Origin of the sequence: uncultured Exiguobacterium sp. (genome assembly GCF_964277885.1) — a bacterium.
Lineage (GTDB): Bacteria > Bacillota > Bacilli > Exiguobacteriales > Exiguobacteriaceae > Exiguobacterium_A.
On record NZ_CAXYJR010000007.1, the window covers coordinates 95,730 to 118,270 of the forward strand.

The 22,541-nt window shown below is 47.7% G+C and carries 26 protein-coding genes; 14 read left to right on the forward strand and 12 right to left on the reverse strand.

Going from position 1 to position 22,541, the window contains the following annotated elements:
• Positions 1-43: 43 nt before the first annotated feature.
• Genes ACHWTJ_RS14505 through ACHWTJ_RS14520 form a run of 4 tightly spaced genes read left to right on the forward strand, consistent with a single transcriptional unit; the run spans position 44 to position 2,564 of the window.
• Positions 44-271, forward strand: a complete 228-nt coding sequence (locus ACHWTJ_RS14505; RefSeq protein ID WP_394679911.1) for a hypothetical protein — start codon at positions 44-46, stop codon at positions 269-271.
• The gene (locus ACHWTJ_RS14510) at positions 261-782 is read left to right on the forward strand and encodes a hypothetical protein (protein ID WP_394679912.1); all 522 of its coding nucleotides are present in this window, start codon (positions 261-263) and stop codon (positions 780-782) included. Before ACHWTJ_RS14505 ends, ACHWTJ_RS14510 begins: the two co-directional genes overlap by 11 nt.
• A complete protein-coding gene (locus tag ACHWTJ_RS14515; protein WP_294739472.1) occupies positions 779-2,299 on the forward strand; it encodes a flotillin family protein in 1,521 nt (506 codons plus the stop codon). Before ACHWTJ_RS14510 ends, ACHWTJ_RS14515 begins: the two co-directional genes overlap by 4 nt.
• A 49-nt stretch (positions 2,300-2,348) precedes the next feature.
• Entirely contained in the window at positions 2,349-2,564 is a 216-nt protein-coding gene (locus tag ACHWTJ_RS14520; RefSeq protein ID WP_394679913.1) for a hypothetical protein, read from the forward strand.
• A 61-nt stretch (positions 2,565-2,625) separates the two neighbouring features.
• Here the strand turns inward: ACHWTJ_RS14520 and ACHWTJ_RS14525 are convergent, their stop codons facing one another.
• Positions 2,626-3,474 carry a DegV family protein gene (locus tag ACHWTJ_RS14525; RefSeq protein ID WP_394679914.1) on the reverse strand — a complete coding sequence of 283 codons (849 nt, stop codon included), beginning with the start codon at positions 3,472-3,474 and terminating at the stop codon, positions 2,626-2,628.
• Positions 3,475-3,490: 16 nt separating this feature from the next.
• Positions 3,491-4,312: a biotin/lipoate A/B protein ligase family protein gene (locus tag ACHWTJ_RS14530; RefSeq protein WP_394679915.1), complete on the reverse strand. Its 822-nt coding sequence runs from the start codon at positions 4,310-4,312 to the stop codon at positions 3,491-3,493.
• Positions 4,313-4,457: 145 nt separating this feature from the next.
• Here ACHWTJ_RS14530 and ACHWTJ_RS14535 point away from each other — a divergent pair, with 145 nt between their 5' ends.
• From ACHWTJ_RS14535 to ACHWTJ_RS14545, 3 genes are all read left to right on the forward strand, one after another.
• Positions 4,458-5,765, forward strand: a complete 1,308-nt coding sequence (locus tag ACHWTJ_RS14535; protein WP_294739465.1) for an HD domain-containing protein — start codon at positions 4,458-4,460, stop codon at positions 5,763-5,765.
• On the forward strand, positions 5,762-6,619 hold the full coding sequence (locus ACHWTJ_RS14540; RefSeq protein ID WP_294739463.1) for a phosphotransferase family protein: 858 nt from the start codon (positions 5,762-5,764) through the stop codon (positions 6,617-6,619). Before ACHWTJ_RS14535 ends, ACHWTJ_RS14540 begins: the two co-directional genes overlap by 4 nt.
• A 122-nt stretch (positions 6,620-6,741) precedes the next feature.
• Complete coding sequence (locus tag ACHWTJ_RS14545; protein WP_294739461.1) at positions 6,742-7,920, forward strand: NupC/NupG family nucleoside CNT transporter; 1,179 nt, start codon at positions 6,742-6,744, stop codon at positions 7,918-7,920.
• Positions 7,921-7,975: 55 nt separating this feature from the next.
• On the opposite strand, the gene ACHWTJ_RS14550 is transcribed toward ACHWTJ_RS14545, so the two are convergent.
• Both ACHWTJ_RS14550 and ACHWTJ_RS14555 read right to left on the reverse strand, forming a co-directional pair.
• On the reverse strand, positions 7,976-8,620 hold the full coding sequence (locus tag ACHWTJ_RS14550) for an NAD(P)-dependent oxidoreductase (protein WP_394679916.1): 645 nt from the start codon (positions 8,618-8,620) through the stop codon (positions 7,976-7,978).
• Between the two features lie 72 nt (positions 8,621-8,692).
• A complete protein-coding gene (locus ACHWTJ_RS14555; protein ID WP_023466792.1) occupies positions 8,693-8,878 on the reverse strand; it encodes a 2-hydroxymuconate tautomerase in 186 nt (61 codons plus the stop codon).
• Between the two features lie 169 nt (positions 8,879-9,047).
• Here ACHWTJ_RS14555 and ACHWTJ_RS14560 point away from each other — a divergent pair, with 169 nt between their 5' ends.
• Positions 9,048-9,572 (forward strand): hypothetical protein, encoded by a 525-nt coding sequence (locus tag ACHWTJ_RS14560; RefSeq protein WP_294739457.1) that lies wholly within the window; start codon positions 9,048-9,050, stop codon positions 9,570-9,572.
• A gap of 65 nt (positions 9,573-9,637) precedes the next feature.
• Positions 9,638-10,132, forward strand: coding sequence for a YwhD family protein (locus ACHWTJ_RS14565; RefSeq protein WP_023466794.1), 495 nt, complete (start codon positions 9,638-9,640; stop codon positions 10,130-10,132).
• A 34-nt stretch (positions 10,133-10,166) separates the two neighbouring features.
• Here ACHWTJ_RS14565 and ACHWTJ_RS14570 read toward each other — a convergent pair whose 3' ends face one another.
• Together ACHWTJ_RS14570 and ACHWTJ_RS14575 are read right to left on the reverse strand one after the other, a co-directional pair.
• Positions 10,167-11,012, reverse strand: a complete 846-nt coding sequence (locus tag ACHWTJ_RS14570) for a metallophosphoesterase (RefSeq protein WP_294748477.1) — start codon at positions 11,010-11,012, stop codon at positions 10,167-10,169.
• Positions 11,013-11,101: 89 nt separating this feature from the next.
• Positions 11,102-12,658, reverse strand: a complete 1,557-nt coding sequence (locus ACHWTJ_RS14575) for a BCCT family transporter (RefSeq protein WP_294739453.1) — start codon at positions 12,656-12,658, stop codon at positions 11,102-11,104.
• A 377-nt stretch (positions 12,659-13,035) separates the two neighbouring features.
• Between ACHWTJ_RS14575 and ACHWTJ_RS14580 the strand changes: the two genes are divergently transcribed.
• From ACHWTJ_RS14580 to speB, 3 genes are all read left to right on the forward strand, one after another.
• Positions 13,036-13,707 (forward strand): NAD(P)H-dependent oxidoreductase, encoded by a 672-nt coding sequence (locus tag ACHWTJ_RS14580; RefSeq protein WP_294748479.1) that lies wholly within the window; start codon positions 13,036-13,038, stop codon positions 13,705-13,707.
• Positions 13,708-13,851: 144 nt separating this feature from the next.
• Positions 13,852-14,694: a polyamine aminopropyltransferase gene (gene speE / locus ACHWTJ_RS14585; RefSeq protein ID WP_023466799.1), complete on the forward strand. Its 843-nt coding sequence runs from the start codon at positions 13,852-13,854 to the stop codon at positions 14,692-14,694.
• A gap of 115 nt (positions 14,695-14,809) precedes the next feature.
• A complete protein-coding gene (gene speB, locus ACHWTJ_RS14590) occupies positions 14,810-15,682 on the forward strand; it encodes an agmatinase (RefSeq protein ID WP_394679917.1) in 873 nt (290 codons plus the stop codon).
• Between the two features lie 45 nt (positions 15,683-15,727).
• Here speB and ACHWTJ_RS14595 read toward each other — a convergent pair whose 3' ends face one another.
• Both ACHWTJ_RS14595 and ACHWTJ_RS14600 read right to left on the reverse strand, forming a co-directional pair.
• On the reverse strand, positions 15,728-16,321 hold the full coding sequence (locus tag ACHWTJ_RS14595) for a LysE family translocator (protein ID WP_294751737.1): 594 nt from the start codon (positions 16,319-16,321) through the stop codon (positions 15,728-15,730).
• Complete coding sequence (locus tag ACHWTJ_RS14600) at positions 16,321-16,782, reverse strand: Lrp/AsnC family transcriptional regulator (protein ID WP_394679918.1); 462 nt, start codon at positions 16,780-16,782, stop codon at positions 16,321-16,323. The genes ACHWTJ_RS14595 and ACHWTJ_RS14600 overlap by 1 nt, the downstream gene beginning before the upstream one ends.
• A gap of 217 nt (positions 16,783-16,999) precedes the next feature.
• On the opposite strand from ACHWTJ_RS14600, the gene ACHWTJ_RS14605 reads away from it, so the two are divergent.
• On the forward strand, positions 17,000-17,788 hold the full coding sequence (locus ACHWTJ_RS14605) for a DUF4397 domain-containing protein (protein WP_394679919.1): 789 nt from the start codon (positions 17,000-17,002) through the stop codon (positions 17,786-17,788).
• Positions 17,760-18,365: a class F sortase gene (locus ACHWTJ_RS14610; RefSeq protein ID WP_394679920.1), complete on the forward strand. Its 606-nt coding sequence runs from the start codon at positions 17,760-17,762 to the stop codon at positions 18,363-18,365. The genes ACHWTJ_RS14605 and ACHWTJ_RS14610 overlap by 29 nt, the downstream gene beginning before the upstream one ends.
• 55 nt (positions 18,366-18,420) lie before the next feature.
• Here ACHWTJ_RS14610 and ACHWTJ_RS14615 read toward each other — a convergent pair whose 3' ends face one another.
• The 4 genes from ACHWTJ_RS14615 to ACHWTJ_RS14630 form a co-directional block, all read right to left on the reverse strand.
• Positions 18,421-19,722: a globin-coupled sensor protein gene (locus ACHWTJ_RS14615; RefSeq protein ID WP_294739437.1), complete on the reverse strand. Its 1,302-nt coding sequence runs from the start codon at positions 19,720-19,722 to the stop codon at positions 18,421-18,423.
• A 190-nt stretch (positions 19,723-19,912) separates the two neighbouring features.
• A complete protein-coding gene (locus ACHWTJ_RS14620) occupies positions 19,913-20,119 on the reverse strand; it encodes a hypothetical protein (RefSeq protein WP_394679921.1) in 207 nt (68 codons plus the stop codon).
• Positions 20,120-20,205: 86 nt separating this feature from the next.
• On the reverse strand, positions 20,206-20,412 hold the full coding sequence (locus tag ACHWTJ_RS14625) for a cation transporter (protein WP_294739433.1): 207 nt from the start codon (positions 20,410-20,412) through the stop codon (positions 20,206-20,208).
• Positions 20,409-22,538 (reverse strand): heavy metal translocating P-type ATPase, encoded by a 2,130-nt coding sequence (locus tag ACHWTJ_RS14630; protein ID WP_394679922.1) that lies wholly within the window; start codon positions 22,536-22,538, stop codon positions 20,409-20,411. The genes ACHWTJ_RS14625 and ACHWTJ_RS14630 overlap by 4 nt, the downstream gene beginning before the upstream one ends.
• Between the last annotated feature and the right edge of the window lie 3 nt (positions 22,539-22,541).

Consider the following 22,541-nt stretch of genomic DNA (forward strand, 5'->3'; position numbering starts at 1 on the left):
GTAGAACAGGAGGAAAGCCAGTACTTCAGAAAGGAGTGGAGCGATGAAACAGGAGTTGCCGCGTGAACGAGAACCGTCGATCGAAGCAAGATTAGCACGTCATTTTGCCGCGCAAAAAAAATACTTACGTCGTCAAGAAGAAGCGACTGATCAACGAGATAAAGAGTTGGCTCGTTTATTGTATGAAGAAAACCGGACTGCCTATCAGCGTGCTTACCACGAACTGTATGGCTCGCATCCTTACATCGAGGTGAACGAAGATGGACGTTAGTACACTTTATTTATATGCATTGGCAGCCGCGGCGTGTGGTGTGTTTGTGTCCATCCTATTCTCAGATGTCATTCCCGGTGTCGATCAAATTTTCCATCCCACATTGATCTTATCTTTCGTCATCATCACGTCAGCAATCGGCTTCGGTCTCGAGCAGCTCAGTCCACTTGGTTCGATGTTGATTTTAATCATCAGTAGTGTGATTGCGTTATTAGTGACGACGCTGATGCATATCTTTTTATTCGTTCCGATGGCGCAAGCCGAGCAGTCACTTGGTTTTTCGGAACAGATGCTAGAAGGACGCAGCGCAACCGTCATCGTGCCGATTCCGACTGAAGGATATGGTGAAATCTTACTTGATGACGTCTCAGGACGCGTATCAAAGTCAGCCGTTCTATTTGAAGGTCCCGCTTTACCACAAGGCACGAAGGTGCTCGTCATTGAGATCAAACAAGGGGTCGCATCTGTCATGACGTACCCCCAACAATGGAAAAAGGAGATGTTTTTATGAATCCAGTGTTAATCGTATCGATCATCGCGGTCGCCTTGATCGTTGCCTTGATCGTTTTGTTCATCACGAAGTACCGGACGGTTGGTCCGGAGGAAGCGTTGATCGTATCCGGTAGTTATCTCGGAGGACGTAACGTCAATACGGATGAGTCCGGCAACCGCGTGAAGATCATTCGCGGTGGAGGGACGTTCGTGTTACCTGTCTTTCAACAAGCAACACCACTGAGTTTGTTATCGAGTAAACTCGAAGTCACGACACCAGAAGTGTACACGGAGCAAGGTGTACCAGTCATGGCAGACGGAACAGCGATCATTAAGATTGGCAGTTCGATTTCTGAAATTGCGACGGCAGCGGAGCAGTTCCTCGGAAAATCAAAAGAAGAGCGTGAAGGGGAAGCGCGTGAAGTCCTTGAAGGGCATTTACGTTCGATTCTCGGTTCGATGACCGTCGAAGAAATTTATAAGAACCGTGATAAATTCTCGCAAGAAGTTCAGCGGGTCGCGTCTCAAGACCTTGCGAAGATGGGACTCGTCATCGTTTCCTTTACGATCAAAGACGTCCGTGACAAAAACGGATACTTAGAATCACTCGGGAAACCACGGATCGCACAGGTTCGCCGTGATGCGGACATCGCAACCGCGGACGCGGAAAAAGAGACACGGATCAAACGAGCGGAAGCTTCAAAAGATGCGAAAAAAGCAGAACTTGAGCGCGCAACAGAGATCGCTGAAGCGGAAAAAGAAAATCAGTTGAAGATGGCAGATTACCGCCGTGAACAAGATATCGCGAAGGCGAAAGCCGACCAAGCGTATGATCTTGAGAATGCACGCGCGCAACAAGAAGTCACCGAGCAACAGATGCAAATCAAAATCATCGAGCGTCAAAAACAAATCGAGCTCGAAGAACGCGAAATTCTCCGTCGTGAGAAACAATACGATGCGGAAGTCAAAAAACGCGCTGACGCGGATCGTTACTCAATCGAGCAAGCGGCCCAAGCGGACCGTGCGAAGCAATATGCGGAAGCGGACGCAACGAAATACCGGATTGAGGCATCGGCAAAAGCGGATGCAGAACGAATTCGTTTGGATGGTCTTGCGAAAGCGGACGCGGAGCGGGCACAAGGGGAAACAGAAGCGGATATCATTCGTCTAAAGGGTCTTGCCGAAGCAGAAGCGAAAGAAAAAATCGCGCAGGCGTTCGAACAATTCGGACAAGCAGCGATTCTCGACATGGTCATTCGCATGATGCCAGAGTACGCGAAAGAGATTGCGGCACCACTCGGCAATATCGATAAAATCACGGTCGTTGATACAGGTAGCGGCGAAGGTGGCGGCGCGAACCGTGTCACCGGTTACGCAACGGATTTGATGGCATCACTGCAAGAGACGTTAAAAGCGTCGTCCGGACTAGATGTCAAAGAGTTGATCGAGAACTTCTCTGGTAAAGGGACAGCAAAACCGTTGACAGTCAACTTGAATTCCCATGATGCGGTGGCAGCGTCAAAAACAGAAGACTGATATAATTACTAGGCATTAGTAGAAGTAGTTTTTGAAAGGATATCTCATCATGGATGGTTTAGCTCTACTACAAGATCGTTGGATGCTGTTGCTCCCGTTCGTTGTCGTCTTCTTAATCAACGTCGGGTTATTGACAGCCCTTCTAAAGAAGCGAAATGATTTACCGAAGATGCTGGTCCTTGGAATGGGTGGGATGGCGATCGTATTCATCGTCTCCTCACTCGGTTTAAGCGTGGTACTGTTGTTCTTCGGCTATAATTCCTAAAAAACGGGACGGACTCTTAACCGAGTCTGTCCCGTTTTAAATAAAGGAATAATGAATGCTGTTAACGTGGTAGGTCGTACCCAATGACGACGAGTCCCGGTCCAGTATGTGAACCGATCGCTGCGCCGGCGATCGTCAAGATGACTTCACTTGGTGAAAACTGTGCTTCAATCAATTGTTTTAACTGTTCTGCCCGTTCGATCGAATCTCCATGACCAATCATGATTCGATGTCCGTCAATCGCTGGACGTGCTTCTTCCATCCACTCGACGATCCGGTTCATGACTTTTTTCTGACCACGGATCTTTTCTTTTGGAATTAACTTCCCGTCTTCGACTGTCAACAGTGGCAAGATCGATAAGAGACCACCAATGAAGGCGCTAGCTCGCGAAACCCGTCCACCGCGCATCAAGTATTCAAGTGTTTCCACTGTGAAGAGGTGGCGAATCGTATTCACTTTGGCTTCAGCGTAAGCCACTGTTTCTTCAAACGAATGTGTCTTCGCATATTCTGCGACATCGAGAACGAACAATCCTTGTCCTGTTGAAGCGGTTTTCGTATCGAGTACAAGATAAGGAACATTCGGATACTTTTCCGCGAGTTCTTCCGCAAGCATCTTCGCGGTTTGATACGTTCCCGACAATTCGCTTGAGAAGGCGAGATAGAGGAAGGGATCTCCTTGTTCGAAGTGACGTGTGAACACTTCGACCATCCGGCTGACTTCGACCTGGAATGTCTTTGGCGCCGCACCGTCACGCATCTTATCATACAGTTGTTTCGGAGATATCGATTCTCCATCGAAGAACGTGTCTTCGTCAATCAATACACCGAACGGCATGACCGTAAAATCATAAGCATCTAACATATCTTTTGGTGCATCAGCACCACTGTCTGTGATCAATCGGATCATCACGCTCTCTCCTTTCTTAACCTAGGGCTTTTTCGTTTCGATCAAGCATCCGACTCAAGTTGACGCCGAAACGCTCGTTCTCGAGTTCCGTCAACGTCGCGGGCGTCAAATCAGCGCCGAGCGCAAGTAACGCCTCATACGCACGACGTAAGCACTCCTCGACCGTTAAGGAAGTACCAAGCAGTTCCTCGAGTGACGCCATCGTTTCCGGCACGACGGTCGGATAGATGAACTTTGTTGTCTCACCTTGAAGCGCTGCCGCGTAAAAGTCACGGACTAAAGCGGCGCGTTGACTTCCACTTCCATTGACACAAAGGTAGATTTGGACAGCGACTCCGCCACGAACACGACGTTGCGAGATACCGGCGAACTTTTTACCGGCAATCGACAAGTCATAAGAACCGGGACAATACGATCCGACGACTTCACCGGTGACGATCGCGTCTGTTTCTTGCGCGAACATATGGCGGACGAGCGCAAGCATCGCTTCGTAACCGCTGTCGATATCGATGCCACCACGTTCAGGTAGGACAAGTGAAATATTCAAAACACCTGCATCAAGGACGACAGCAAGACCACCCGAATTACGGACGACAGGCGAGAAACCATGTTCATGCAGAACGGTTACACCGTCAGCAAGATGGGGAAGACGGGCATCCTGAATGCCGAGGACGACGGTTTCGTGGTGAATCCAAGAGCGGAGTGCGGCTCCTTCGTTTGCGACGGAAGCACATAATGTGTCGTCCATCGCAAACGATTGTGTCGCATGGAAAGCAGTTCCGAGTGACGTTTGATCAAAAATACGATAATGTTCTTGTTTTAAGAGTTCGATTCCCATAGGCTCGTTCCTTTATTGTAGATTTGCGACATCATTATAGCACAGGGTGTGTAAAGTTTCTGTGCGAAGCGCTGCGGGAGACAGGAATCCTTTGAGATAAAACCGAACAACAACGACATAGACACGATTTAAAGGAGAGAAACATATGTATCAATCATTGGGACAATTAAAGGAAACGAAGGTCTTCAAAGATCCTGTTCATCGCTATATCTATGTCAGTGATCAGTTGATTTGGCAACTGATCGGAACACGTGAATTTCAACGACTACGCCGGATCAAACAACTGGGAACATCTTTTTTAACATTTCATGGAGCGGAACATACGCGGTTCCATCATTCACTCGGTGTTTATGAGATCACGCGACAACTGATCGACGTCTTCAACGGTCGCGCTGATTGGGATGATCAGTACCGGGAGTTGACGCTGGCTGCGGCACTCTTACATGATGTCGGTCACGGTCCGTTTTCGCACGCGTTCGAGAATGTCTTCGGTGTCAACCATGAGACATGGACAGAGCGGATCATCCTCGGGGATACGGAAATCAAAAAAGTTCTCGATCAGGTCGGAGACGGATTCGCGGAAGAAGTGGCGTCAATCATCAATAAGACCCATCCGAATCAACTGCTCGTCACGATGATCAGCTCACAACTCGACGTCGATCGGATGGACTATTTGTTGCGTGATGCACACTTTGCCGGTGTCAGCTACGGAAAATTTGATCTCGAGCGGATGCTTCGGGTATTGCGTCCGGCGCCGAATCAGATGGTCGTCAAACAGTCCGGGATGCATTCGATCGAAGACTATATCATGCGCCGCTATCAGATGTATTGGCAAGTCTATCTGCATCCGGTGACACGATCGAGTGATTACCTATTAAAAGCCATTCTCGAACGAGCACAGGAATTGTATCTGTCCGGTTATCCGTTTGCGATTGCGCCGATTCATTTAATGCCGTTGTTTGATCAGAAGATGGAGTTGCGTGATTTCCTTGGACTTGACGAGACGATCGTCTACTTCTATTTTCAGCAGTGGGCAAACGAACAAGATTCGATCCTTGCAGATTTGTCCAGTCGATTCGTTGATCGAAAATTGTTCAAGTATGTCGATTACCCGGCTGAAAAACGTGAACTCGTCCACGAAAAATTATGTGAGTTGTTTGAAGCGATCGGCTTAAATCCGGCTTATTATTTACTCGAAGATAAATTAAGTCGACTTCCTTACGATTTATATGGAGATAACGGTGAAATCAGTAAACAACCAATCATGTTACAGATGAAAAATGGACAGATGAAAGAGATTTCGCAAGTTTCGCCACTCGTTCAAGCCATCGCGACATCACGGCAGACGGATGAGAAGCTGTTCTTCCCGCAAGAAATTTTGCACGACTTGCGTGAACATGCGAACGAGAAGATGCAAATCGACCAGTTATTGATTGGTAGCGTGACGTCATGATATCGTCCGCTGTCCTTACGAAAATCTTACAACAGCTTGGACAGGAGGGAGGAGAGGTCGAAGTCCTAAAAGGGGCGACTTCCTCCCTCGTTTTACGAGTCGGTGAGGGAATTCTTCGCGTCCATACGAATCAAGAATGGTTGCGAGAAGAGCCCGACCTCGTCTCACATGAAGTATTTGCGTTGCAAGCAGCAGGTGATTTGGCACCAGATGTACTGGATTATCAAACGGATGTTAGAGACGAAATACCACCGTGGTTATATATGACGCGTTCGCCGGGAGAGATTCGGATTGATCGAGTCGATACGGTATACGTCGAACGATTGGCATGTACGCTTGCTGCGATTCACGCATTGCCGGTACCGGAAGCACGGTATGTTTACCGACCATATGCGACGGAACGACACGTGCCGACGTGGACGAATCGTCCGAAATTATGGTGTCGACTGTTAACTGTTCAGCCGATTGAAAGTCAACATATCCGTTTTATTCATCGGGATTTCCATCCGGTCAATGTGTTATACGAAATAGACGAAACATGTCATACGATTGATTGGGTGAACGCATGTATAGGTCCTGTTGAAGTGGACTTAGCACATTGCCGCTTGAATCTTGCTTTGCTCGAATCCGTCGAGGTGGCAGATCATTTTTTAGAAAGTTACCTCAAACAGACGAAACGTTCTTACGATCACGCGTGGGATATTCGGGCTGTTTTTGATTTTGGACCGGAAACAATCGACGTCTATCCGGGGTGGAAAGCATATGGAAGGCAAAACCTCAGTCAGGACAATGTTCGGGAACGCTTGGAAAAGTTTGTCTTGAAAGTCTATGAAAATAACGAAAGCGGTTACTAAATGAACTTTTCCTCTTGTAGTTCTTTGAAATATTGATTATTCTATTACTTGGAAAGAGATTAAACGTCAGACATCGTACGAATGTACAACTGATAAACAACTAATAGATAGAGGGGTACTTCATGAAATATCTTATCGCACTACTCGGACTGGCTATCGTTTTCGGCTTGGCACTCCTTGTCAGCAGCAACCGTAAAAGCATCAAATTGAAACCGCTTGCGGTCATGCTAGTTCTTCAGCTCGTACTTGGGTATGTGTTACTCAATACATCGTTCGGTTACATCATCATTCGTGGTGTAGCGAAAGTATTCGAAAAACTGCTCAGCTATGCGGCAATCGGCATCAACTTCGTCTTCGGTGGTTTAGCGAACGAAGGCGCACAACCGTTCTTCATTAACGTCTTGCTACCAATCGTCTTTATCTCTGCCTTGATCGGGATTCTTCAGTTCACGAAGATTCTTCCAATCTTGATGCGCGGGATTGGCTTCGTCCTCTCGAAAGTCAACGGGATGGGACGTCTTGAGTCTTACAATGCGGTTGCTTCAGCTGCGATCGGACAATCAGAAGTATTCATCACAGTCAAAAAACAAATCGGTCAATTACCGGCAAACCGTCTTTACACATTGTGTGCGTCAGCGATGTCGACAGTTTCGATGTCAATCGTCGGTGCGTACATGACGATGGTCGAACCCAAATATGTCGTTACAGCCATCGTCTTGAACTTGTTTGGTGGTTTCATGATCGTCTCGATCATCAACCCGTACACGGTCGACCCAGAAGAAGACATTCTTGAAATCGTTGAAGAAAAACAAACATTCTTCGAGATGCTCGGCGAATACATCATGGATGGATTCAAGGTCGCGATCATCGTTGGTGCGATGTTGATCGGTTACAATGCCTTGATCGGTATGGTCAACGATATCTTCCTCATGGTTCTCGATATCTCGTTCCAAGAAATTCTCGGATACATCTTTGCACCATTCGCTTTCATCATGGGTGTTCCATGGGCGGAAGCTGTCAGTGCCGGTAGTATCATGGCAACGAAATTGATCACGAATGAATTCGTTGCGATGTTAAGCCTTCCTGAGTACACGAAAGAGTTCTCAGAACGTACACTCGGAATCGTGTCTGTCTTCTTGATCTCGTTCGCGAACTTCTCGTCGATCGGAATCATCGCTGGTGCGGTTAAAGGATTGAACGATCGCCAAGGAAGCGTTGCAGCTAGTTTTGGCTTGAAATTACTCTACGGTGCAACACTTGTCAGCGTCTTGACGTCAATCGTCGTCAGTGTCTTGCTGTAATCGTTACACACGTAAAAGAGCAATGGATCAACAGGTCCATTGCTCTTTTTGTTTTTCATTCAGTTGATCCATGCGAAGCAATTCCGACGCGGACGCGATGATGGGTTCCGTCATGATAGACTTCGTAAGCGAACTGCGCGACGTTTTCCCGGGGAATCGGACCTGTCGGTGCCGTGAAACGTGTCGTCTCGATCAACAGGTCGTCAGCAGCAAGTGCGTTGTCTTCCGTCAGTTGTGTTGGACAGATGACGGTGAAGTCGACGTCTGCATCCTTTAAAGTCAGATAAGCTTTCAAGTGATCCTCTGCTGCAATCGTCGAGCGGCGACGGGACTCACTCGATTGGAAACGATACTTCCCCGGTTCTTCTGACGCATCGAGAATGCCTGCTGTACCAATGAAGACGATCCGTTCGATGCCTGCTTCCTTCATCTTCGTGACGAGATGTGGAATCGCTGTCGAGAGGACCTGTTGTTGATCGGTACCAAGACAACTGAAGACAGCCGTACTTCCTGCGAGTGCTTGTCCGAGGTCCTCTGGATTCGTCGCGTCTCCTGTCAGGATATGAAGGCGATCGTGAACGGGTAAGTCCGGTGATGTGGAACGCACGAGTGCTTGGACATCATAGCCGTCTTCTAATAACCGATCAATTAAAGGGCGACCCGTTCGACCGGTCGCACCAAGTACAGTAACAGTAGTCATAAGTTTTCCTCCTTAAGGATCAAGTAGATGGGAAAAAGAGACGTGCGGTCACGACCGGACGTCTCTTTTTGGTTATTTATCCGCGAACATGACGCCAGCTTGACCGTAATCCGTTTTTTCCATCTCTTCGATGAAGACCGTGATGTTTTCTTTTGGAGCATTCGTCGTTTCCGACACCGCTTCCGTGACTTTTTCAATCAACGCGCGTTTTTGTTCAACTGTTCGACCCGATAACATTTTAACCGTAACATATGGCATGACTTCATTTCCCCCTCTAGCATGATGACGATACGCCATCAGTATAGCGCATTCGATAGGGGATTCGTCAATTCGAACATCGTTTTCGAAAAAGAAGGGTATAAGGTAGGAGCTATTCTTGTCGGAAGCGAAAGAAGTCATACACATACGGCGGAAAAGGAGAGACATAATGGACGCGATCATACGGAAGAAAATTCATACGCTACTGATTTTTGATCGGACGTTACCGGAGGATACGAGTTATCCATTATCTGGCGCAAAAGGGCTTGAGGTTGCAGATATCGTATTTGAACAGAACATTCCGTTCGGTCGACTCGTGACGGATAAAGATTTGGCTCAAATGCTGAATCAAAAAGAAGCAAAGCGATACGGGATGCTGACGTTGCTTGAGGACGATGTGCGTTTTAAACCACTGTTTCAAAACCGGAAGCCGACAGCCGACATGGAAGAGGAGGTCGAGGCGAAGGTGCGGGAACTCGCGCATCAGTTACGTGCGATTCGATCGCGATGTTCTTCCCTAGAGCGTCTCTTTTTATTCGGTCGTGCAGCGCAAACCTTATTTGACCGCGCTTTGCTCCATCTCGAAGAGGTCAATCCCCCGGCACACGAGGAGATTGCTTCCATGACGTGTTATCGTCTCCCGACGATTCGCCGAGCGACAGAGGAACAATTACAGCTCCTCCGTTACGAGTGACTGGTTGCAGACACCTCGGAATACGGTATGATAGAAGTAACAGGATTAAAAGGGGACAAAACACGATGGAAAAAAAGATTAACTTTAATATCATTTCAGATAACTCTACAGACGGTCACGGAGGATTTGGTGTCGGAACACTCAGTTTAAATAGTATGTCACCGGTCATCATTTCTCCGGAAGACGGTGAAGCTTACATCGATATGGGTGCGATGCATGCGAAAGCTGCCATTGAGAAGCGCGTCAAGTTCACGACGGATAAAGCCGATACACCGAACGGTAAATTGTACTGGATCGTCTGGGTGACAGTCGGTCGTAAGCCAGAAGGCTTCTATTACGGTGGTGTCGCTGCGTGCGATCTGTTAGTCGATGCGGAAGCGCGTCGCGGATTCAAGATTCTTGCCGACCACGTCAATAAGATGGATAAATCCCTTAAAGGACGGATCGTCGTCGATCATATGGATGAGCGTTCAAAGGAATTGTTACGTGATTTCTTACAGACACATAAACCGGAGATGTGGGAAAATGCTGACGCTGCTCTACATGAAGCATTGGTCTAAAAAAAGAACGTGTGCCGCGGCACACGTTCTTTTTTTATGGTCGTTTCAGCGTCAAGACGACGAGTTCCGGATGATTGAACAGACGAAATGGAAACAGACTGTTCCCGAGACCACGACTGACAATCAGTTCAGTCTGCTGTTCCTGATATCGACCTGCCGTTACTTTTGGGAAAAAGCCTTGACCGGGGGCATACAGACCCTCTGTAAACGGCAGTCGAATCTGACCGCCATGCGCATGACCGGACAAGACGAGATCAATGGATCGTTCCGCGTACAGCGATTTATACTCCGGACGATGGGCGAGCAAGAGCTGGAACGCATCAGGTGAGACGTCTTGTAGTGCTTGATCGAGACTTTGACGAATGCCATCCGGTTCCGACAGTCCTTCACGCCAACGTGTCGTCGTCGGGTCGTCGATACCAAGTAACGAAATCGATTGACCTTGGTATTCAATGACGCGCACTTCATTCCGGAGAACGGTGACACCCATTTGCTCAAGCTTCGGCAAAATCGTTAGATTTCGTCGGACTTCATGATTCCCGGTGACGAAATAAACGGGGTATCGATCGACGAGCGTTTTCATGAGTGTAAGGGCAGCTTCTTCACCGTTTCGTCGTGAGTCAATCAAATCACCTGTCATGACGACGAGATCCGGCTTTTCGCGATCAATTTTCTTCAGTAGTCGTTCTTGTTCATTCCCGAACGCTTTGCCATGTAAATCGGCGATCTGAACGACGTGATAGCCGTCAAACGCTTCCGGTAAGCGACTTGACGTAACCGTCACCTGTGAGACATCGATGACGTTATTTTCACGATATAAAAACCAGCTTCCTAAGGCTAGGACGCTGAGGGACACCAACCAGCGTGTACGTTTACGCATAAGTCACCTCATTTCTTCTATTAAGCATAATTCAGAATAACAAAAAAGACCTCCTTCCGTATGCGACGGAAGGAGGAGTTCAAAACGTTTTATGCGTCTTGTTTTAAGTCTGTGACTTCTTTTTGCGCATCAGGCTCTTGTGATAAATCTTTGAACAGGGCGATGACCATCATTCCGACAACGAAGATGAACGGGAAGGCGGCCAGAACAGCTGCTGCCTGTAAAGCGCTTAATCCACCGGCATAAAGTAAGACGGCAGCGATCGAAGACTGGATGATACCCCAAGCGAGCTTGATGCGTAAGCTTGGCATCAGGCTACCACCAGACGATAGCATCCCGAGAACGTATGTCGCGGAGTCAGCCGAAGTGATGAAGAACGTCGTGATCAAGAAGACGGCGACGATACTAAGGAACGTGCCTAAGCCACCGAATGTCTCAAACAGAGCGAACATACCGGTTTCGACTCCTTTATCATTAACCGTCGAAATCAAATCGACGTTTTGGAACAATTCGTTCCAGATCGCTGATCCACCGAAGACAGAGAACCAAAGGAGACCAAAAATCGTTGGGACGAGCATGATCCCGATGACGAATTCACGGATCGTCCGTCCTTTCGAGACACGGGCGATGAACGTACCGACGAATGGTGACCATGAAATCCACCATGCCCAGTAGAAAATTGTCCAACCGTTGATCCATTCGCGTTCATCTGGGTTAAAGGCAGATGCCCGGAAGCTCATGACGGGTAAGTTCTGCAGGTAAGCCCCTGTCGTTTGCACGAAAAGATCCATGATGAAGCTAAACGGGCCGAGGAAGAGGACGCCGACCATCAGTAGAACGGCAAGAACGATGTTGGCGTTACTGAGACGAACGATCCCTTTATCGAGTCCTGACGCGGCACTCATCATATAAAGCACTGACACGATGACGATGATGATCATTTGTGTCGTGAATGAGTTTGGAACACTACTCGTCAGGAAGTTAAGTCCACCTGAGATTTGTTGGGCACCAAGACCGAGTGACGTCGCGACACCGAATGCCGTTGCGACGATAGCAAGTACTTCGACCGTACCTTTACCGGCAGAGGCGTACCGAGGCTTCATCAATGAAGCGACCGTGTCACCAATTGTAGCGGGACGTCCTTTTCGGAATGTCGAGTAAGCGATGGCAAGCGCGACGATCGCATACAGGGCCCAAGGGTGTAGTCCCCAGTGGAAGAACGAATAGCGCATCGCAAGGCGTGCTGCTTCCGTCGGATCGTCTGTTGCGACCGGCGGTGTATGGAAGTGCGTCAATGGCTCTGAGACACCCCAGAAGACAAGACCGATTCCCATACCAGCACTGAAGAGCATGGCAAACCAAGAAATAAGACCGTATTCAGGACGGTCCGAATCCTTACCAAGTCGGATGGAACCGAAGCGGGAAAAGATTAAAAAGATAGCAATGATTAAAAAGGCACTCATGCCAAGAAGATAAAGCCAGCCAAATCCGTTAGAGACAAACGATTGAGCTTTAGCTGTGACATTTCCGAGACTAGCTGCACCGATTAGGGATTCCGGTAAGATTCCCCATATGGTAAAGAGCACACAGAAAATGACGGATACCATAAAGACTGTTGTGATCTTACTTTTTCGATTATTTTCCATCGTGTTCTACACCTTCTTTCGAATTTTACATAGTTGTTCTGTATCAAATGATGGCAACGACATTATCATTACCCCATACATCCGATAACAAAACCTAATCACGCAGGGTACTACCGTAACAAAAACTTTGGTAAAAAAGCAAATCAACTGGGAAATGAGAACGGAAAAACTAATGATTTACAGGAAGGTACACTAAAAAAAGGTTGGATTCATGCGTACTTAAAATAATGCGGAAATAAAGAAAGAGAAGACGTTAATACTATTATTTCCCGTTTCGTCTTAAAACTAACGTAAAGCTTGATGTGAGCAAATCAGAGGCGGTCGGAAATCAGATTTGATATAACAAAAGCAGCATCAATTCAAAGGAGGCACTTCACATGGAAAAACAACAACAAAAACAAGCGATTCTTGAAGCATTTCAATCTCGTCATGCGACAAAGACATTTAATGGTCAAATGATCCCAGAAGACGATTTCCGGTTCATTCTAGAAACGGCGCGTCTGTCACCGAGCTCGTTCGGATATGAGCCATGGAACATGCTCGTCATTCAAAATCCAGAAATCCGAGAAGCCTTAAAAGAAATTTCTTGGGGCGCACAAGGACAATTGCCGACAGCGAGTCACTTCGTCTTGTTCCTCGCCCGCACCGGAGAACAAATGCAGGCAGATGGTCCGCATGTCACGCAGATGATGGATTTCCTTGGTTTATCCGAAGAAGCGAAAGCTGGACGGACGAAGCGTTACGGTCTGTTTTTAGAGGAGGATTTCGCGATTGGTGATAACCCGAAAGCGATGGAAGACTGGGCAGCCAAACAAGCCTATATCGCACTTGGGAACATGATGTCGACGGCGGCACAAATCGGAATCGATTCATGCCCAATCGAAGGATTCGACCAGCAAGCAGTGGAGCAATTACTCGTCGATCGTGGACTGCTCGATCGTTCTGTTTTCACGGTGCCGGTCATGGTCGCATTCGGTTACCGGGCAGACGAACCAAAACGTGAGAAGCAACGTCGTCCGCTTGATGAAATCGTGACGTTCGTCGAGTAAAGACGGAAGACAAAAATTTTCGAATTATATAGAAGTTTCTTTCGAAATTCGGTATACTCGCATTTGTATGATTAAGAAGCGCCGTAAACGCCACTCGCATACGAACAACTTTTGTCTTGATGAAAGAAAGGGGTTCTATCGCAAATGGAACAAAAATTAAAGTTATGGTTCACGGAACACCAAACGGAAGATTACGGTATCACATTCCGTGTCAACCACGTTTATGAGAGCGAACAAACGGAGTTTCAACGCCTAGAGATGGTTGAAACGGACGAGTTCGGTACGATGTTGTTACTTGACGGAATGGTCATGACGACAGATAAGGACGAGTTCGTTTACCACGAGATGGTCGCGCACGTCCCATTGTTCACACACCCGAATCCAAAATCGGTTCTGGTTGTTGGTGGAGGAGACGGCGGAGTCATCCGTGAAGTCTTGAAACACCCGTCCGTCGAAAAAGCGGTTTTAGTTGAAATCGACGGAAAAGTCATCGAGTATTCGAAAAAATACCTCCCGAACATTGCAGGTGGATTGGACGATGCACGCGTCGAAGTCATCGTTGGGGATGGATTCATGCATATCGCAGAAGCAGAAAACGAGTATGATGTCATCATGGTCGATTCGACAGAACCAGTTGGTCCAGCGGTCAACTTGTTCACGAAAGGCTTCTACTCTGGTATTTCAAAAGCATTAAAAGAAGACGGCATTTTCGTCGCACAATCGGATAACCCATGGTTCACACCAGACTTGATCCGTGATGTTCAACGCGACGTCAAAGAAATCTTCCCGATCACGAAGCTCTACATCGCAAACGTTCCGACGTATCCAAGTGGTCTTTGGACGTTCACAATCGGATCAAAGAAACACGATCCGCTTGCTGTCGCACCAGAGCGTTTCCACGAGATCGACACGAAGTATTACACGCCTGAGCTTCACACGGCAGCCTTCGCGCTTCCGAAGTTCGTCAAAGATTTGACGAACGGTTGAGTTCAGTCACTATAGACACACATGAACAGAGCGGTTTCGATCTTCGAAATCGCTCTGTTGTCAGGTAAAGAGGCGTTTGCATCAGTAAACGACCAATGAATAGGGGGAATGAATCATGCGTTTTAATGAAGCATATTCAGGAAAAGTCTTTATCGCAAGTCAACCGACTCACGAGGATGCAAAAGGAATTTTATACGGCATGCCGATGGACTGGACGGTCAGTTTCCGTCCCGGTTCACGATTCGGTCCGGCACGTATCCGTGAAGTCTCACTTGGTCTAGAAGAATATAGCCCGTACTTAGATGGCGACATCGCCGACGCGAAGTTGTTTGACGCGGGAGATATCCCTTTACCATTCGGGAATGCACAAAAATCACTTGATATGATTGAAGAATACGTCGATTCATTACTGACAGCAGGCAAGTTCCCGCTCGGTATGGGTGGCGAACATTTAGTCACGTGGCCCGTCGTCAAAGCGTTCGATAAACACTACGATGATTTCGTTGTGCTTCACTTTGATGCGCATACGGACTTACGTGACGAGTACGAAGGAGAGCCATTGTCGCACTCGACGCCACTCAAGAAGATCGCAAACTTGATCGGACCAGAGAATTGCTATTCATTCGGAATTCGTTCAGGGATGAAAGAAGAGTTCGAATGGGCGAAGACGTCAGGCTACAACCTCTTCAAATACGAAATCGTCGAGCCGCTTCGTCAAGTTCTTCCAACACTTGCCGGTAAAAAGGTCTACGTCACAATCGACATCGATGTGCTAGATCCGTCAGCAGCACCAGGAACAGGAACACAAGAAATTGGTGGGGTGACGACGAAGGAACTGCTCGAAGTCGTTCACATGATCGCGCGAGCTGATGTCGACGTCATCGGCGCGGATTTGGTAGAAGTATGCCCGGCGTACGATCAATCGGATATGACAGCGATCGCAGCAGCGAAAGTATTACGCGAAATGATGATTGGATTCATTAAATAAATAGACAAAAGAGACCAGACGTGATGTCGGTCTCTTTTATTTTGCTCAGAGGAAGAATTGAATGACCCCGAACGCACCGAATCCGCTGATCAGAATAGCGGATGTCCATTGGATGATGCGTAGAACGGGTGTCGCAAGCTGATGCTTGAGCAGATGTGTGATGTTCGCTAAAATGATCCACCAGGCGGCAGAACCAAGAAAAATACCGATTAGAAACAAAAAGGCGTCTTGTCCATTCGTCATCGTCAACTCAAACCGTGCAAACAATGCTAGGAACAGCGTGATCGTCATCGGATTTAAGAGCGTCAAAAGTAAAACGGATAAGTAGGCGCTCAACCGTGACGACGCCGTATCGGAAATCGATGTTTTCGAAGAAGCTTGAAACATCGACCAACCGATGTAACACAAAAACAGACTACCAACCAATTGCATCCAGGTCGCTTGGGTGAGTAAAGAGTGAACGAGTGAAAAACCAGATAAGGCAAGTACGCCGTAAGTGAAATCCGCTGTTGCGGCTCCTAGACCTGATACAACGCCAGAAATTCGTCCATGTCGAAGTGTCCGTTGCATGCATAAGAGTCCGATCGGACCAACGGGTGCGGCTAAGGCGAACCCGATTCCAAAACCAGTCGTAAACATCAGTCGACCTCGGGTAACGGAAAATGGAGTGATTCCTTTTCCGTCCGCATGATGATTGTCGTTTTCGTCCGTAGGATACCTGCTAATTCTTTGATGTGGTAAGTGATGATTTCATCTAGTTGTTCCGTGTCCCGACAACGGATTTTAAGTAGGTAATCATCGTCCCCGGCGACGTGATGGCATTCCAGTACATGTTCAAGTTCTTGAATCCGTTTTAGAAATGGCGCTCGATGTTCTGGTCGCTCGAGTGAAACAGCGACGAATGCAGCAAGACGATAGTCAAAGGAAGAAGGGTCTAGCACCGTCGTCAACTGACGGATGATACCTTGCTCTTGTAAACGTATGACGCGTTCCGCGACAGCTGGTGCCGATAAACCGATATGCTGTGCAAGTGTTGACCATTTCATTCGGGCATCTTGTCTTAATAAATCGATAATTTTTAAATCGTAAGAATCTATCATAATAAACCTTCTTTTCACCTGATTTATTACATATTTTATTTTGAAAATAAAGAAAAAGTCAATATGTTTTCAAAACAAGTTCATAGCACACTGAAATCTTTACACATATACGGAAGTATCTTAAGTTTAAGATGTCACCACGAAGGAAATGTTCTGAAGTGTAAGAACATTGGTTTGAGAGCGATGTACATTTGACAATCAGAAAGGTGGAAAAAAGATGAAGAAACTCTTATCGTTTGTGACCGCTACATTACTGTTTGCACTATTCGTGTTACCGGTAGGCGCAGCGGATGACGCAATGGTTCGTGTCATTCATGCTTCACCAGATGCTCCGGCAGTCGATATCGCGGTCGATGGCAAAAAAGCGGTGTCAGGAGCAAAATTCAAAGATGTCACAGATTACCTCACACTACCAGCTGGCGAACATAAAGTAGAAGTATTCGCTGCAGGAACAACAAAAGATCCTGTGCTCTCTCAAACACTCAACGTGGAAGCTGGTAAATTCTATTCTGTCGCAGCAATCGGTAAACTAACTGATATCAAACTTGCTGTCATGGAAGACAACGGCAAAGGCGAAGACGGAAAATCAATGGTCCGTGTCGCACACTTTGCACCAGATGCACCTGCTGTTGATGTCGCACCAAAAGGTGGAGACCCACTCTTCAGTAACCTTGAATTCTCGAAAGTCTCTGACTACGGTACACTCGATGCAGGTACGTATGACCTTGAAGTTCGCCCTGCAGGAGCAACGGATGTCGTCAAAGCACTTGACGGCGTCAAACTTGATAGTGGCAAAAACTATACAGCACTCGCAATCGGTTTACTGAAAGGCGAGCCAGCGTTTGATGTCCTCTTGATTCCAGATGGCGGTGAAATGGCATCGATGCCAGATACAGGACTCGGTGGCTCTTCTGATACGACTTCTGCTACACCATGGGCAGTCGCAGCAGCTGCTGCCTTGTTAGTAGGAACAGCGTATGTCGTCCGTCGTAAACAAAACGCTTAAGAGCAGCCTGCTTTTCTTACTCGTATTAGCCGGATGCCAATCGGGATCACCTCCAGATACTACAAAGCCGGAAAGACCAAAACAAACCGAAGCAACGTCTTCTTCGTCAACTCCATCCGAAAAGGTGGACGAAGAGGCATTCGTACCAACACGTATTACGATTCCAACGCTCGATGTGAAAGCGAACATTGAAGTCGTCGGTAAGGATAAGCAAGGACGGATGGATGTACCAAAAGAAACGAATCAAGTCGCGTGGTATAAATATGGTGCGAAAGCCGGTCAAACCGGAAATGTTGTATTAGCAGGACATCTAGACGATGAAGAGGGACCTGCTGTCTTTTATGATTTAGCCAAACTGAAAAAAGGGCAACGGATTGAAGTAACGGGAAAGACAGGACAACAGATGTCATACGTGGTGACGAGCGTCATGTCCTATCCTGTCGATGAAGCACCAGTAGGATCAATCTTTGGTGCGACCGTCATGAATAAACTGACGCTCATTTCATGTATTGGTACGTTTACGAGTTCAAAAGGGTACGATCAACGTCTTGTCGTTACAGCAGAACAGGACGATTAAAGTAAAAACAGGCATCCCTTCCTTCGGATTTAATCGAAGAAGAGATGCCTGTTTTTTAGTGTGTCTCCGAAGCGGCGACAAGATCCGTCGTCAAAGTCGTTAAACCTTGCGTCGTCTTACTGAGCCCTTGGATCGTCTCGACGATCTGTCCGAGGTTTTCCTTATTGCGACCAAACAAGGTGAGGGAGCTTTCCATCTCACTTTTGACTGTTTGAATCCCTTGTTTGACTTGTTGCAATTCTTGCTGAGATGCGGTGTTCGCACGTGTGATGTCTTCCATCTGAGAAACAAGTTGTGTGATATTGCCATTGTTCTTTTGAATCAGACCATTGATGCTACTACTCAATGATTTTGCGTTTTCAGCGAGGTTTCGGACTTCGGTTGCGACGACAGCAAATCCTTTCCCGTGTTCACCGGCGCGTGCTGCCTCGATTGACGCATTCAACGCGAGTAAGTTCGTCTGATTGGCGATTGCTTCGATGCTTTGTGTCATCTGGACGATCTCATCCGACGTCGTCTTCAATTCATGAATACTTTCAAGTGAAGTACCGACTTGTTGTGTCGATTGCGCGAATTGTTGCTCCATCTGTTGCATCTGTCGTTCGTTGGCGATCGTCATTTGAACGAGTTGCTGACTCGTCTGTTCCGTTTGAGCCGTTTCTGCCAACACTTGTGAAGCACGGCGGCTTGTCTCGATGATGGCATGATCCGTATGTTCGACGGAGCTTGCGACTTCCTGACTGACGCGCACGACGTCCGTCAATAATTGACGGCGTGACTCGTTCGCCATCGTCACTTCATTCAAGCGAGAATCGACATATTGACTTGTCACGATCTGAGCATCTAAGTTCATCGCATGAGTCAAGGCGAGTACGGCCGTCGTCAGTTGTGCTGGGTCGTGCTGATAATGTTCAACGATTTTCGGAATCAACAACGTTTGAAACGCTGCATAAGAAGCGATGAACCAAGTGACGGGAACGAAGTTGTGTTTATGCGTCTGTCCCATCCGTGTCCGCATCGCGAGGAACGACTCGTCCATGTTTCCGGTCAACAGACTCGTGAAGTAGTCAGCGAAGACTTTTTTCAATCGTTCACGTGTCGATGATTGTTTCGCGATCGTAGCCATCTCGGGATTCAATAATAGGTGGTCTAAGACTTGCTCAAGGACTTCATCTAAGATGCCTTGAACGACAGGCGCCATTGATTTGAGTGTCTGTAGCTGTTCTTCTGTATACCCCATGTATACGAGACGGGATGTGAGATCGGGATCTGCCGTCTTCGTGATGAGACGGGAATCAGGAAAGCCGATTGTAGCTTGATAAGCTGAAGTAGTCTTACTTTTAAAAGGGTTGCGCACGTAGTTGCCTCCATTACTCAAGATGTGAATAAAATGATGTCTGTTTCTTATCGGTTCATCTTGACGAAGCGATACTGGTTTTCGAAAAAAAGACAAGAATATTGAAAAACATTGACCGGAAACAAAAAAACTCATGGCATATGCCATGAGGAGAATAGAAAAAGTACAGGATTTAGACCGGTTGATCTTCCTAGAATGCTTTTTTGGCGTCCACGATCGAGCGCATTCGTTGAACGCAGGTTTGAACGAATTGAATGTCAATGGAGGTGAAACGGGTGACAGGTCCACGAGCTGACTCGGCACTGAATGTGAAGGTTCCGAGATTCCAAAGTTCGATTTTGAATCGTTTTCCTTTGTTGTCGTCGAAGTGTTCTACGAATTCGATTTTCGGTACCATACGAACCCCTCCTTACTCCGTACATTCCCGCTTTTCAAAAAATAAAAAAGCCAAACTGCGTGTTAGGAGCAGTTTGGCATAGAAATTTAGGCAGTCGGCACATCGTAGCCGATTTCTTCAATCGCGTCGACGAGGCGCTCACGAGGAACATCCTCGTGCTGGACTGTAACCTGGTTTTGTTCGAGTGAGACAGTTGCTTGTTGCACACCCTCGACTTCGGATAAAGCAGTTTCAACACTCGCTTTACAGTGATTGCATGTCATACCGATGACAGATAACGTTGTTTCTTTCATGATGAAGTTCCTCCTTCAGATAGTGGGGTACGTTTTAATCGTAACGCATTCGTCACGACAGAGACAGAGCTGAATGCCATGGCGGCACCCGCAAGCCATGGGGCAAGCAGACCGAGAAAGGCGACCGGAATGCCAATCGTGTTATAACCAAGTGCGAAGACGAGATTTTGACGAATGTTTCTCATCGTCTGCTCACTCAGCTCGATCGCAAGTAAAACTTGTTTTAAGTCGTGTCCAAGTAGCGTCACGTCGGCTGCTTCAAGGGCAACGTCCGTTCCGCTACCAAGCGCGATGCCGACATCCGCTGTTACAAGAGCAGGAGCATCATTGATACCGTCGCCGACCATCGCGACACGTTTCGTTTGTTGAAGTGACTGAATGACATCTGCCTTTTCAATGGGTAAGACGTCAGCGAAGACGAACGCCGGATCCAGTCCAAGTTCTTTTGCCAGGTGATCAGCGACTTCACGACGATCACCGGTCAAGAGATATACTTCCTTAGTCTCTCGCAACCGCCAGATCGTTTCTTTCGCTGAATCTTTTAGCGCGTCACGGATGGCGTATCCGGCCGCGACTTCTCCATCGACAGCGACGTATACGAGTGTCGCTCCGAGGGATGTCCAATTAGGAAGAACAATGTCTCGCTCCTGCATCATTCGCGCTGAACCGACGATGAGATCATGTTCCATGATTTGTCCCGTGATCCCACGTCCTGATTCGACATGGAACCGTTCGATGTCAAAGACGACATCCCGTTCTGCTGTGATGGCGCGAGCAAGAGGGTGTTCCGATTGCCGTTCGAGTGCGGCAGCGAAATCGAGCGCCGTCTCCGTACCGAACGTTTCGACGACGACGGGGCGACCGACTGTCAGTGTTCCAGTCTTATCGAAGACGACAGCATCGACATGTTGAAGGTTTTCGAGTTGAGCGCCCCCTTTAAAGAGAATCCCTCGCTCAGCGCCTTTTCCGGTTCCGACCATGATTGAAGTGGGGGTCGCAAGTCCGAGTGCACACGGACAGGCGATGACAAGCACTGCGATGGCGGGACGAATCGCCTCCGCAAAGGAAGCGGTGAACATCCACCAAGCGGCTAATGTCAGAAGCGCGATGGCGACGACAATTGGTACGAACACCCCAGAAATCCGATCGGCTTGTCGTTGAATCGGCGCTTTTTCGGTTTGGGCTTGTTCGACGACACGGATGATTTGTGCGAGAACCGTCGCTTGCCCGATTTTTGTCGCTTCAACTTGTAAAGACCCGTTCGTATTCAACGTACCACCAATGACGGAGGCACCGACTGTCTTATGAACAGGTACGGATTCGCCGGTCAACATCGACTCATCCAAATACGCATCACCTGCGCGAACGATACCGTCTGTTGGAATCTTATTTCCGGGTTTTACGAGCAACACCATCCCGGCTTGGATCGCCTCGATCGAAACAATCCGTTCCTGCCCGTCCTCTAAGATGACGGCTTCCTTTGCTTGTAGGGAGAGTAGGCTTTTAATCGCTCCCGTCGTCTGTTGTTTCGCACGGTCTTCGAGGACTTTCCCAAGCAGGACGAGTGTAATTAGAATCGCGCTTGTCTCAAAGTAAAGGTGCGGCATATCAGAGACGAACAGCATTTCAGCAACGGAATAAAAGTAAGCGGCCGATGTGCCGAGCGCGACGAGGACATCCATGTTGGCGCTACCGCTCCGTAAACTTTTGTAGGCTCCGCTATAGAAGGGCGCACCGATGATGAATTGCACCGGTGTCGCTAAAGCAAACTGAAGCCACGGATTCATCAAGAATGGAAGATGAAACGGACTGTTCGGAATATGCGTCAGCATGCTTGCGAGTAAAGGGAGCGAAAGGATTGCCGCAATCATAAATCGATACAGCATCCGACGATTCGATTTTGTTGCGTGTGGTGTTTGTTTGACCGTTGCTCCGTAGCCGATTTTTCGAATTTTTTCGATGATCGCTTGATCGTCATAGGCATCGGAAATCGAAACACGAGCGGTTTCAAGCGGCAAGTTGACCGTTGCTTCGACCCCGTCCATTCGGTTGAGGACTTTTTCAATCCGGGCGGAGCAGGCGGCACACGTCATGCCTTCAATATCAAACTCAATCGTTTTTGACATCAG

Excerpts from the sequence above, each read along its gene's own strand:
- ACHWTJ_RS14575 (WP_294739453.1), bottom strand. The coding sequence starts at position 12,658 with ATGGAAAATAATCGAAAAAGTAAGATCACAACAGTCTTTATGGTATCC.
- ACHWTJ_RS14505 (WP_394679911.1), top strand. The coding sequence starts at position 44 with ATGAAACAGGAGTTGCCGCGTGAACGAGAACCGTCGATCGAAGCAAGA.
- ACHWTJ_RS14545 (WP_294739461.1), top strand. The coding sequence starts at position 6,742 with ATGAAATATCTTATCGCACTACTCGGACTGGCTATCGTTTTCGGCTTG.
- ACHWTJ_RS14605 (WP_394679919.1), top strand. The coding sequence starts at position 17,000 with ATGAAGAAACTCTTATCGTTTGTGACCGCTACATTACTGTTTGCACTA.
- ACHWTJ_RS14565 (WP_023466794.1), top strand. The coding sequence starts at position 9,638 with ATGGAAAAAAAGATTAACTTTAATATCATTTCAGATAACTCTACAGAC.
- speB (WP_394679917.1), top strand. The coding sequence starts at position 14,810 with ATGCGTTTTAATGAAGCATATTCAGGAAAAGTCTTTATCGCAAGTCAA.
- ACHWTJ_RS14620 (WP_394679921.1), bottom strand. The coding sequence starts at position 20,119 with ATGGTACCGAAAATCGAATTCGTAGAACACTTCGACGACAACAAAGGA.
- ACHWTJ_RS14600 (WP_394679918.1), bottom strand. The coding sequence starts at position 16,782 with ATGATAGATTCTTACGATTTAAAAATTATCGATTTATTAAGACAAGAT.
- ACHWTJ_RS14595 (WP_294751737.1), bottom strand. The coding sequence starts at position 16,321 with ATGTTTACGACTGGTTTTGGAATCGGGTTCGCCTTAGCCGCACCCGTT.
- ACHWTJ_RS14630 (WP_394679922.1), bottom strand. The coding sequence starts at position 22,538 with ATGTCAAAAACGATTGAGTTTGATATTGAAGGCATGACGTGTGCCGCC.
- ACHWTJ_RS14525 (WP_394679914.1), bottom strand. The coding sequence starts at position 3,474 with ATGATCCGATTGATCACAGACAGTGGTGCTGATGCACCAAAAGATATG.
- ACHWTJ_RS14535 (WP_294739465.1), top strand. The coding sequence starts at position 4,458 with ATGTATCAATCATTGGGACAATTAAAGGAAACGAAGGTCTTCAAAGAT.
- speE (WP_023466799.1), top strand. The coding sequence starts at position 13,852 with ATGGAACAAAAATTAAAGTTATGGTTCACGGAACACCAAACGGAAGAT.
- ACHWTJ_RS14530 (WP_394679915.1), bottom strand. The coding sequence starts at position 4,312 with ATGGGAATCGAACTCTTAAAACAAGAACATTATCGTATTTTTGATCAA.
- ACHWTJ_RS14540 (WP_294739463.1), top strand. The coding sequence starts at position 5,762 with ATGATATCGTCCGCTGTCCTTACGAAAATCTTACAACAGCTTGGACAG.
- ACHWTJ_RS14515 (WP_294739472.1), top strand. The coding sequence starts at position 779 with ATGAATCCAGTGTTAATCGTATCGATCATCGCGGTCGCCTTGATCGTT.
- ACHWTJ_RS14555 (WP_023466792.1), bottom strand. The coding sequence starts at position 8,878 with ATGCCATATGTTACGGTTAAAATGTTATCGGGTCGAACAGTTGAACAA.
- ACHWTJ_RS14560 (WP_294739457.1), top strand. The coding sequence starts at position 9,048 with ATGGACGCGATCATACGGAAGAAAATTCATACGCTACTGATTTTTGAT.
- ACHWTJ_RS14520 (WP_394679913.1), top strand. The coding sequence starts at position 2,349 with ATGGATGGTTTAGCTCTACTACAAGATCGTTGGATGCTGTTGCTCCCG.
- ACHWTJ_RS14610 (WP_394679920.1), top strand. The coding sequence starts at position 17,760 with ATGTCGTCCGTCGTAAACAAAACGCTTAAGAGCAGCCTGCTTTTCTTA.
- ACHWTJ_RS14580 (WP_294748479.1), top strand. The coding sequence starts at position 13,036 with ATGGAAAAACAACAACAAAAACAAGCGATTCTTGAAGCATTTCAATCT.
- ACHWTJ_RS14625 (WP_294739433.1), bottom strand. The coding sequence starts at position 20,412 with ATGAAAGAAACAACGTTATCTGTCATCGGTATGACATGCAATCACTGT.
- ACHWTJ_RS14570 (WP_294748477.1), bottom strand. The coding sequence starts at position 11,012 with ATGCGTAAACGTACACGCTGGTTGGTGTCCCTCAGCGTCCTAGCCTTA.
- ACHWTJ_RS14550 (WP_394679916.1), bottom strand. The coding sequence starts at position 8,620 with ATGACTACTGTTACTGTACTTGGTGCGACCGGTCGAACGGGTCGCCCT.
- ACHWTJ_RS14510 (WP_394679912.1), top strand. The coding sequence starts at position 261 with ATGGACGTTAGTACACTTTATTTATATGCATTGGCAGCCGCGGCGTGT.